The organism is Candidatus Aquarickettsia rohweri (genome assembly GCF_003953955.1).
Lineage (GTDB): Bacteria > Pseudomonadota > Alphaproteobacteria > Rickettsiales > Midichloriaceae > Aquirickettsia > Aquirickettsia rohweri.
In genome coordinates this window covers 1-9,151 of the sequence record NZ_RXFM01000054.1, presented here as the reverse complement: position 1 = coordinate 9,151, position 9,151 = coordinate 1, and the positions used below count along the sequence as shown (strand labels likewise).

Annotated in this window: 10 protein-coding genes; 7 read left to right on the top strand and 3 right to left on the bottom strand. The window is 28.0% G+C overall.

The window, feature by feature from the left end; genetic code table 11:
* Positions 1 to 230 (top strand): transposase domain-containing protein (locus tag EIC27_RS08225; protein ID WP_205702304.1); only part of this gene is annotated, 230 nt, incomplete at its 5' end.
* Between the two features lie 58 nt (positions 231 to 288).
* Here the strand turns inward: EIC27_RS08225 and EIC27_RS04325 are convergent.
* Positions 289 to 942 carry an ABC transporter substrate binding protein gene (locus EIC27_RS04325; protein WP_126044900.1) on the bottom strand — a complete coding sequence of 218 codons (654 nt, stop codon included), beginning with the start codon at positions 940 to 942 and terminating at the stop codon, positions 289 to 291.
* Positions 943 to 1,292: 350 nt separating this feature from the next.
* Here EIC27_RS04325 and EIC27_RS04320 point away from each other — a divergent pair, with 350 nt between their 5' ends.
* The 5 genes from EIC27_RS04320 to EIC27_RS04300 all read left to right on the top strand — a co-directional run bounded on the left by EIC27_RS04320 (position 1,293) and on the right by EIC27_RS04300 (position 5,334).
* On the top strand, positions 1,293 to 1,514 hold the full coding sequence (locus EIC27_RS04320) for a hypothetical protein (RefSeq protein WP_126044899.1): 222 nt from the start codon (positions 1,293 to 1,295) through the stop codon (positions 1,512 to 1,514).
* A gap of 502 nt (positions 1,515 to 2,016) precedes the next feature.
* The gene (locus EIC27_RS04315; RefSeq protein ID WP_126044898.1) at positions 2,017 to 2,487 is read left to right on the top strand and encodes a division/cell wall cluster transcriptional repressor MraZ; all 471 of its coding nucleotides are present in this window, start codon (positions 2,017 to 2,019) and stop codon (positions 2,485 to 2,487) included.
* 3 nt (positions 2,488 to 2,490) lie between these two features.
* Entirely contained in the window at positions 2,491 to 3,375 is an 885-nt protein-coding gene (gene rsmH, locus EIC27_RS04310) for a 16S rRNA (cytosine(1402)-N(4))-methyltransferase RsmH (protein WP_126044897.1), read from the top strand.
* Complete coding sequence (gene ftsL, locus EIC27_RS04305; RefSeq protein ID WP_126044896.1) at positions 3,365 to 3,640, top strand: cell division protein FtsL; 276 nt, start codon at positions 3,365 to 3,367, stop codon at positions 3,638 to 3,640. The genes rsmH and ftsL overlap by 11 nt, the downstream gene beginning before the upstream one ends.
* Positions 3,637 to 5,334, top strand: coding sequence for a peptidoglycan D,D-transpeptidase FtsI family protein (locus EIC27_RS04300; protein ID WP_126044895.1), 1,698 nt, complete (start codon positions 3,637 to 3,639; stop codon positions 5,332 to 5,334). The genes ftsL and EIC27_RS04300 overlap by 4 nt, the downstream gene beginning before the upstream one ends.
* Before the next feature lie 145 nt (positions 5,335 to 5,479).
* Here the strand turns inward: EIC27_RS04300 and EIC27_RS04295 are convergent, their stop codons facing one another.
* Positions 5,480 to 5,866, bottom strand: a complete 387-nt coding sequence (locus tag EIC27_RS04295) for a TraB/GumN family protein (protein ID WP_126044894.1) — start codon at positions 5,864 to 5,866, stop codon at positions 5,480 to 5,482.
* 51 nt (positions 5,867 to 5,917) lie between these two features.
* On the bottom strand, positions 5,918 to 8,491 hold the full coding sequence (alaS, locus tag EIC27_RS04290; protein WP_205702333.1) for an alanine--tRNA ligase: 2,574 nt from the start codon (positions 8,489 to 8,491) through the stop codon (positions 5,918 to 5,920).
* 184 nt (positions 8,492 to 8,675) lie between these two features.
* Here alaS and EIC27_RS04285 point away from each other — a divergent pair, with 184 nt between their 5' ends.
* A complete protein-coding gene (locus EIC27_RS04285) occupies positions 8,676 to 8,981 on the top strand; it encodes a DUF2610 domain-containing protein (RefSeq protein WP_126044892.1) in 306 nt (101 codons plus the stop codon).
* Positions 8,982 to 9,151 lie beyond the last annotated feature (170 nt).

Sequence of the window (9,151 nt, the reverse complement as noted above, 5' to 3'; positions counted from 1 at the left end):
GTATAAAACCATTTGCAGTTGGCAGAAAAAATTGGATGTTCTGTGCAACAACTAAGGGTGCTAAAGCTAGTGCAAATATTTATAGTATTATTGAAACTTGCAAAGTAAATAAGATTAATCCTTATGATTATTTAAAATATTTGCTGAATCATATTCATGATTATTCTGATCCAAAAGAGTTAGTAAATTTACTTCCATATAATATTGATAAAAAAATATCATCAAATTAAATTTTTTTTAGAATTATCAAAAAACTTAAGAAACCCAAAGAAAGGCGGATAATACTTGTCAAGATGGGGATATTTTAGCGTTTACTTTAAGAATTATTATTGCTTGTGATTTATTATTAATGCTCTTTAAAGAAGACAGAATATCTGAAATATTTTGTACAGAAATAACCTGCACCTCACATTTTTCATTTTTTAATTCTTCAATCAACAATTTTGATTGCTGAAACATTCTAACATCATTACTATGAATTAATGTTAAATACTTAGGATGATGAATGACAGCATTTATTAAGCTCACAAATTTTTTCATTGTAATTTGATCTTCAACATTGATGAAATTCTGAGCTTTATATTTTTTAGAAAGTTTAGCAGCAATACTAATTATTGTTTGATCTTTCACCATCTTAATTGCAAATTGCGTTGCATTAGTCCCTATTGGCACAACTACATCATAATCACTTCTGGCAATTTGTTGAAAAATTGACTTCATCAAATTAGAGTCACCTTGAGCATTATAAATTTTTAATTTATACTTTTTATTTCTTTCGACACTCAATTCTTTTTTAAATCCAGCAACTATATAATTCATAGCTTGGTGATCCATAGGCAATATAATAGCCACTTTATAAAAATCTTCCTTAGAATAAGTTTTATTAACTACGGAAATTACTAATAATATTATTAGCAAAAAATTATTTATTATCTTTGACATAACTATTTATAAAAAAATATTAAAATATAGAGAATTTAGTGTAGGCGCTAAAAATTATGACAGGCAACTAACGCCAGTTTAAATTGGATGTTGAGATAGAAAATTTTTTATGTTTATAAAAGTAATTCATAAGTACATGGTATATAAACATATTCATAATGACAAGCAAAAAAATTACTTTTTTTATTGACAACATCCTTACGACGTGGATAAAGTTTTATAATATTTAAAATTTTATGGGGAGTGAAATGTTCGGAAATTGTAGTACATTTAGATTAGTAGATTCATGTAGACCAACAAGGTCATGTATAACTCAACAACAAGGTAACGATATATCAGAGTAAGATGTCGTGGGAGAGTTTCAAATTCCAGGACTACCTAGTGATTTGCAAATATCACACCGCAACGATCTGACTGAAACAGCACCTGAACACTGCGAATTTTGGAATGGATTAGAAGAGCAATCGTCCCAAAGACCATTGCCAGCACCAACACCAGATCTAGAAGAGCCAACAATAACAATAGCAATTCCAGGACAAGTATATGTGCCTGGGCAAGTATATGAGATTTAAAAAACAATAAAGCTTAAATTTATATATAGTACAAATAATATACATAACCTGAGCTAAAAATTAGAAATTTATATCAAGTCTTGTCATTAAAGAGTACGATTTTTCTCAACAGTCATCACGAGCCATATTAATGGCATGGTGATCTAAGGATACTGCATTACTTATATTTTGTTTATGCATTTCTGGATTGCCACACAAATCAAAGATTTGCTCGCAATGACAAAAAAAAAGTGGGTTGCTGCACTATGGCAATGACTATATCGACAATCAAAACTGTACTAAAACGTTCCTGTATAACAATTTTTTTATCTAATAATTCACTATAAGCAAAATCTAATTATCCATAACTCATCTAAAAAACGCATTATAAGCATTTTACAAGCAAATGCAAATTTTTTCCCTATTTATCCCAAAATTTCCCAAAATAATACTATAATATCCCACTCAAATATGATATAAGTTAATTATAAAGTGTTTTCATTAAATATACTTAAATTGAAAAATGAATCGTGGAAATACTATTTTTCTTTCAACATATGAGGGAAAAATAGATGATAAAAACAGAATATCTATACCTGCAAGCTTTAGGAATATACTTGAATATAAAGCTAGTAGAGAGATTTACGCTTATAGCTCATTCTTAAATGAATGCATTGAGGTTTGCACTGTTGAAAGAATTGATAAATTACAAAATTTTTTAGAAAATATGGATTTATTTTCTGAAAAAAGAGATGCTATATCAACTGCAGTACTTGCTGATTGTGTACCATTGCAATTAGATTCAAAAGGCAGAGTATCATTACCTGAAAGATTAGTTGATTTTGCAAAATTTGGCAAAAAAGTTTTCTTTGTAGGCAAAGGATTAACATTTGAAATATGGGATAAAGACAAATTTAATACTTATTATAAAAAAGCTAGGCAGATAGCAAAAGAAAATTCATTTTCACCACCTAAAACAAATACTGAAAGGTAAATAATGAAACATCAGCATCATACCCCAGTATTGTTAAATGAGGTCATAGAAGCGTTAAATCCATCAAGTGGAAAAACTTACATTGATGCCACTTTTGGTGCAGGTGGTTATTCTAAAGCTATTTTAGACAAAGCATCATGTAATGTCATAGGAATTGATTGCGATCAAATAACTACAAATTATGCAAATAAATTAAAAACCACATATCAGGATAAATTTACGTTTATTAATGATAATTTCATCAATATAGACTCTGTTTTAAATAACCTCAATATTTCAAAAATAGATGGCATTGTATTTGATCTTGGCGTTTCCTCAATGCAATTAGACAATAAAGATCGTGGATTCTCATTCAATGGAGATGCACCTTTGGATATGAGGATGGATAATAAAATATCACTTACTGCAAAAAAATTAGTTAACACATTATATCAAGAAGAACTAGCAAATTTAATATACAATTTTGGTGGAGAGAAAAAATCAAGATTAATTGCTAAAAATATCATTAATTATAGGCAAAAACAAAAAATTGAATCCACCTCACAATTAGTGGAGGCAATTGGATTAACAAGATATAACGACAAGATTCACTTTGCAACCAGAACATTCCAAGCACTTAGAATTTCAGTTAATAACGAATTAGAAAATTTAAAAAACACCCTAAAAAAATTACCTAACTTTTTAAAAAACGGAGGAATTATTTCTGTAGTAACATTTCATTCTCTTGAGGATAAAATAGTTAAAGATTTTTTTAAAACCATGAGTCTACAAAATAATTTTGAACGAATTAATAAAAAAGTAATAATACCTAAATATGCAGAAATAAGATCTAATCCTAGGGCAAGGTCAGCCAAATTAAGAAGTTTGAGAAAAATACATGAAATCTAAAACTCCATTACTTTTTATAATCTATAGCACTTTATTAGTTATAAGTATTATTTCACTTTTTTCTATTAAATCAAAAGTAATTTCTGGAAATAAAGAATTAAATTGGCTTAACAGTCAAATATTACAAGAAACAAATAATATTCAAATATTAAATGCTGAATTAGCATATTTAACAACTCCTGAAAGAATAGACATTTTACAACAAAAATATTTGAATCTTCAAAAAATTGAACAAAAGCAAATTGAAACACTTGATGATAAATGAGTATACCTAAAATAGTACATTTTAATGAAAAATCAGACTGCAGTACTCTTAAAATAAGTCATAAAAGAGTTCAAATAGTATTTTTTTGCATGCTAACTACTCTTATTATATTAGTTCTTAGATTATTTGATTTATCTATTTTTAGCTATGTAGATTTACAAATAGATGATAAAAAAGAAGTTCTGTATAATATAAGAAAAAATATCGTTGATAGAAATGGTATTATATTAGCTTCAACATTACCCACAGCATCAGCATATATATATCCTAAACATTTTTTAAACCCTGTCAAATCATTAAATAGAATATCAGAAGTTCTGAATATCAATGTTAAAGAATTAGAAGAGCGACTTATTAATAACAAACATTTTGTCTGGCTAAAGCGTCATTTAACACCTACTGAGCAACAAAAATTACATAATTTAGGAATCCCAGGAATATATTTTATAAATGATCAAAAGAGAATTTACCCACAAAAAAATCTATTTTCACATATTGTAGGGCTAGTTGACATAGATAACAATGGTATATCAGGATTAGAATCATTTTTTGATGATCATTTAAAAAATCCATCAAATACTGAGAACATACAAACTAGTTTAGATACAAGAATACAATATATTGTTAAGCAAGAATTAAATGATGTAATTAAATTACATGATGCAATAGGGGGCACTGCAATAGTTATGGATGTAAATTCAGGAGAGATAATTAGCTCAGTAAGTTTACCAGATTTCAATCCACACAATACAAAAAACGTAAAAAATAAAAAGCTTTTTAATCAGGCTACTCTTGGAGTTTATGAAATGGGCTCAGTATTAAAATCTTTAACCCTGGCAATTGGAATTGACTCTGGAGAAATTTCTTTAAATGATTCTTTTGATGTTTCAACACCAATTAAAATTGGTAATTATAGGATAGGTGACTATAGAGGTGGGAAAGGTGGATTACTTTCTATACCAGAAATATTAATGTATTCTTCAAACATAGGAGTAGTTCATATTATACAGGAAGTTGGTATCACAAAGCAAAAAGAATATTTCAAAAAACTAGGTATGCTATCAAAAATTCATGTTGAAGTTCCAGAAAAATCAAGTCCCATATTTCCATCTGATAAAAGATGGAAAGAATTGCGTTCTATTACTATGAGTTATGGACATGGAATCTCAATGACTCCTATACACTTGATTCAAACTTTTTCAGCTATTGTAAACAGCGGCATATTTAGAAAAGCCACAATAATAAAAGATCAAAACAAAGAAGACAATGGCAAACAAATATTTAAACCATCAACATCTATATTAATGAATAAAATATTACGATTATCTGCAACTAAAGGCTTTGCCAAAAGAGCAAATTCTGATCAATATTTAGTAGGAGCTAAAACAGGAACTGCAGAAAAAATTGTAAATGGAAGATATCATAAAAAATTAAATATTGCATTATGTGTTGCAGCTTTCCCAATAAATAATCCAAAATATTCCATACTTATATTAGTTGATGAGCCCAAACAGAATAAAATCAATCATGGATTTGCAACAGGTGGCATGATAGCTGCACCTGTAATATCTAAGATTACAAATAAAATTGCGCCAATTCTTGGTGTAGCACCAATAAACCATAATGATCCAAATGTAATAAAGGCACTATACGTTAACTACAAACCCATGTATAAAAGATTTGCTAAACGTTAAGTTTACTTTAGCTTGAAAAAAGTACAGTACTAAAATCTTAAAAAAACTAATTTAAATTAATATAGCTTTTATATAACTATACTATACTATATTTAATCATGATCAGAAGGGGTTGGCACCACATGTTTTATAGCATCAAAAGGATCTAAAGAAGGATTTTCATATAAATTAATAAGAGCACCTTGAAATTTATAATCATAGCCATATTTTTTTTATAAAAATCATCATCATCCATACTAGTGCTGGCCAAACCTAAACAAAAATCCCCATGTTCTGTAAAAGGATTAAGTGGTTTTTTATAAGCATAAAATTCTTCTACTTCCACACCTCTATTTCTAAGTATTTCCAAAACATTAAAATGACTACTACCTACTAAAATAATAATATAATCTGAACTTTTATTACATACCTTAGTTAACTCATCAGCCATAAACTTATCTCTATTATGTATAGATTCTGAATCAGTAGGTTTATATACTTCTTCAAATTCATCTATCTCTTTTTTTGGCATATCTAAATAAACAGTGCTCATTTGCAAAAATGTTACGCAAAGATAGTAAAAACCTATTAATTGTAAAATAATTTAATTATATTCTTCCTTAATTTTAGCTAAAATTTCATCTTCTACATCTATATTATTACCACTCGCCTGAGCATACTCAGAATTTCCACCACCTTTTCCATCAATAATACTAAAACAAGATTGAATAAGCTCTTTTGCATTGTACTTATTAGAAATATCTTTTGTTACACCAATAAGTAACGAGGTTTTATTATTTTTTTTATCAGTATTAACTAAAATAATTATCGATTTATTTTTAGACTTCAAATTATCATAAAGCCCTTTCAAATTCACCTTTTCGTTATCTATTTTTAATAACAAAACTCTTATATCTTCAACATTAATTTCTTCTAATCTATTAAGAAGCAATTCATTTTTATATTTTTCATTAGATTTTACCAGGTCTTTAATCTGATTTTGCAAATTAACTATATTATCTGATATCTTTTCTTCACTACATCTTAATAATCTCGATATTTCTTCACTTTTATCAGCTTTATCTCTAAAAAAGTTTAAAGCCTTAATTCCTGTTAAAGCTTCAATTCTCCTAACACCAGAAGATATAGATTCTTCAGATGCAATTGCAAAAACTCCTATATCTCCAGTATTTTTAACATGCGTACCACCGCATAATTCTATAGATTCACCCATAGATACTACCCTAACCTCTTCATCATATTTTTCACCAAATAAAGCCATAGCACCAGATTTTTTTGCATTATCTATATCCATTAAATTAGTAGAAACATTGGAATTTAACATAATGATTGAATTTACCCTTTTCTCAACATTTTTTATCTCATCCTTTGTCATCTCTTTATTATGTGCAAAATCAAAACGCAATTTATCATAACTTACTAATGATCCCTTTTGAGTAACATGTTTACCTAAAATCTCCCTTAAAGCAAAATGTAAGATATGAGTTGCAGAATGATTAGCTTTAATCAAATTTCTAAGATTATAATCAACCAAAAGCTTAATTTCATCACCGACGTTTATATCATCTTTTAAACAAACATAATGACCATGAATTTTATCAGCAAATTTTTTGGTATCATAAACTTCGTTATCATTTATATACCCTCTATCACCAATTTGCCCACCAGATTCTGCATAAAAAGTAGTTTGATCAGTTACAATTATAACATCTTCACCTGTACTTGCTTTTTTCATCAACTTATTATCTTTTATAATTGCTTGCACTTTGCAAACATAACTACCATCATCTTTTCTAATAAACTCTGTACCCCCAAATTTATCATATATATCAAACCAAATAGAGGAAACATCCTTTTCTCCACTACCACTCCAAGCTGCTCTTGCTTTTCTTTTTTGCTCTTGCATAGCAGATTCAAATCCATCATAATCTAATTTTATTTTTTTTTCTTTTAAAATATCTGCTGTTAAATCTATAGGAAATCCATAAGTATCATATAATTTAAATACTTTAGAGCCATTTAAAAATTCTCCCTCAGATAAAGTATCAATTTCTTCTTTTAAGTATTTCATTCCTATTCTCAAAGTTTCTCTAAACCTTTCCTCTTCTATATTTAATGTTGAAGTTATTAAATCACTTGCTTCTTCCAATTCTGAATAAGCATCATTCATCTCATTAATAAAAATTGGCGCTAATTTACTCAATAAATTGCCCTTGTATCCAATATTATGAATATGCCTCATTGCTCTTCTTAATATTCTCCTTAAAACATATCCCCTACCCTCATTTGATGGTAAGACACCATCTGCAATTAAAAAGCATGAAGAACGAATATGATCTGAAATTACCTTGCTTGAAACAATTTGATCAGTATTACCTGAAATCTTTTCAACAGAATCTATAAGTTTTTGGAAAATATCAATTTCATAATTACTATTAACTCCTTGCATAACAGCAGTAATTCTTTCTAAACCCATGCCTGTATCTATTGAAGGATTTGGAAGTTGTATTTGCTCACCAGAATCTAATTTTTCATATTGCATAAAAACTAAATTCCAAATTTCTATAAATCTATCACCATCTTCATCCTTAGTACCAGGCAATCCTCCAAAATATTTATCTCCATGATCGTAAAATATTTCAGAACAAGGTCCACATGGCCCAACATTGCCCATTGACCAAAAATTATCATCAGTTTTAATTTTAATAATTTTTTCATCATTAAAATTACTAATCTTTTTCCATAAGTTATATGCTTCTTCATCATTGTGATAAATAGTTATATATAGTTTTTCCTTATTAATACCTAACTCTTTAGTTAAATATTCCCAAGCATAAAAAATTGCTTTTTCCTTAAAATAATCTCCAAAGGAAAAATTACCTAGCATTTCAAAAAACGTATGATGCCTAGCAGTATACCCCACATTCTCTAAATCGTTATGCTTACCACCTGCACGAATACATTTTTGAGAAGTAGCAACTCTTGGGTATTTTATATTTTCTTTGCCAGTAAATTGATTTTTAAACTGAACCATCCCTGCATTAGTAAACAATAAAGTAGGATCATTGTGAGGAACAAGCGGAGATGATTTTAAAATTTTATGATCATTTAGTTGAAAAAATTTCAAAAAGGACTTTCTAATATCATTAAACAGCATCAACTCAAAAGCAAAAAATTTATTTATAGCAATTGTATAATATAATCTAGTTTATAGGTAAACAAAAAAGCCATATCAATTATAATAAATTCAATAACGATTTAATCAATGATATCAATTTCAGTATTGCAATGTAGTTAATAAAGATTTATTCTCATACTATAAGTAGTAGAGATATAATTTTATGAAAAAATTTAAAATTCCATGTACATTTTCAGGAAAAACATCTCCAGTAACCTTTTACATAGGTGCACATGAAAAAGATCATCATCCTATTCAATTTCAAGCCGATTGGCTTTCTAAAGAAAGAGGTGGCACTGTTCCTCCAGATATTATGAAAAGCCTAGAAGAATTAAAAGCTTTATCTGAAAAAAATGGAGTACCTTTTGAAGAATTATGCAGCTATGCTTTAGAATCTATTGAAAAAGGCCAATCTATTGAAAAAAACAAACAGCAAGCAGTTACTTCAGATCAGAAAGAGAAAAAGTAACTAACTTTATTTAAAAAAAATATTGGCATTTTACATATAGCTAAATAACTTTAATAGAAGTAAATTAACCCAAACTGCAGTTAAGAAATAAGAAATTTATAATGAATCTTATCATGATGAAGTGCAGTGTATATCTGGATTGCCACTGATGCCTATCATCATCCTCGCAA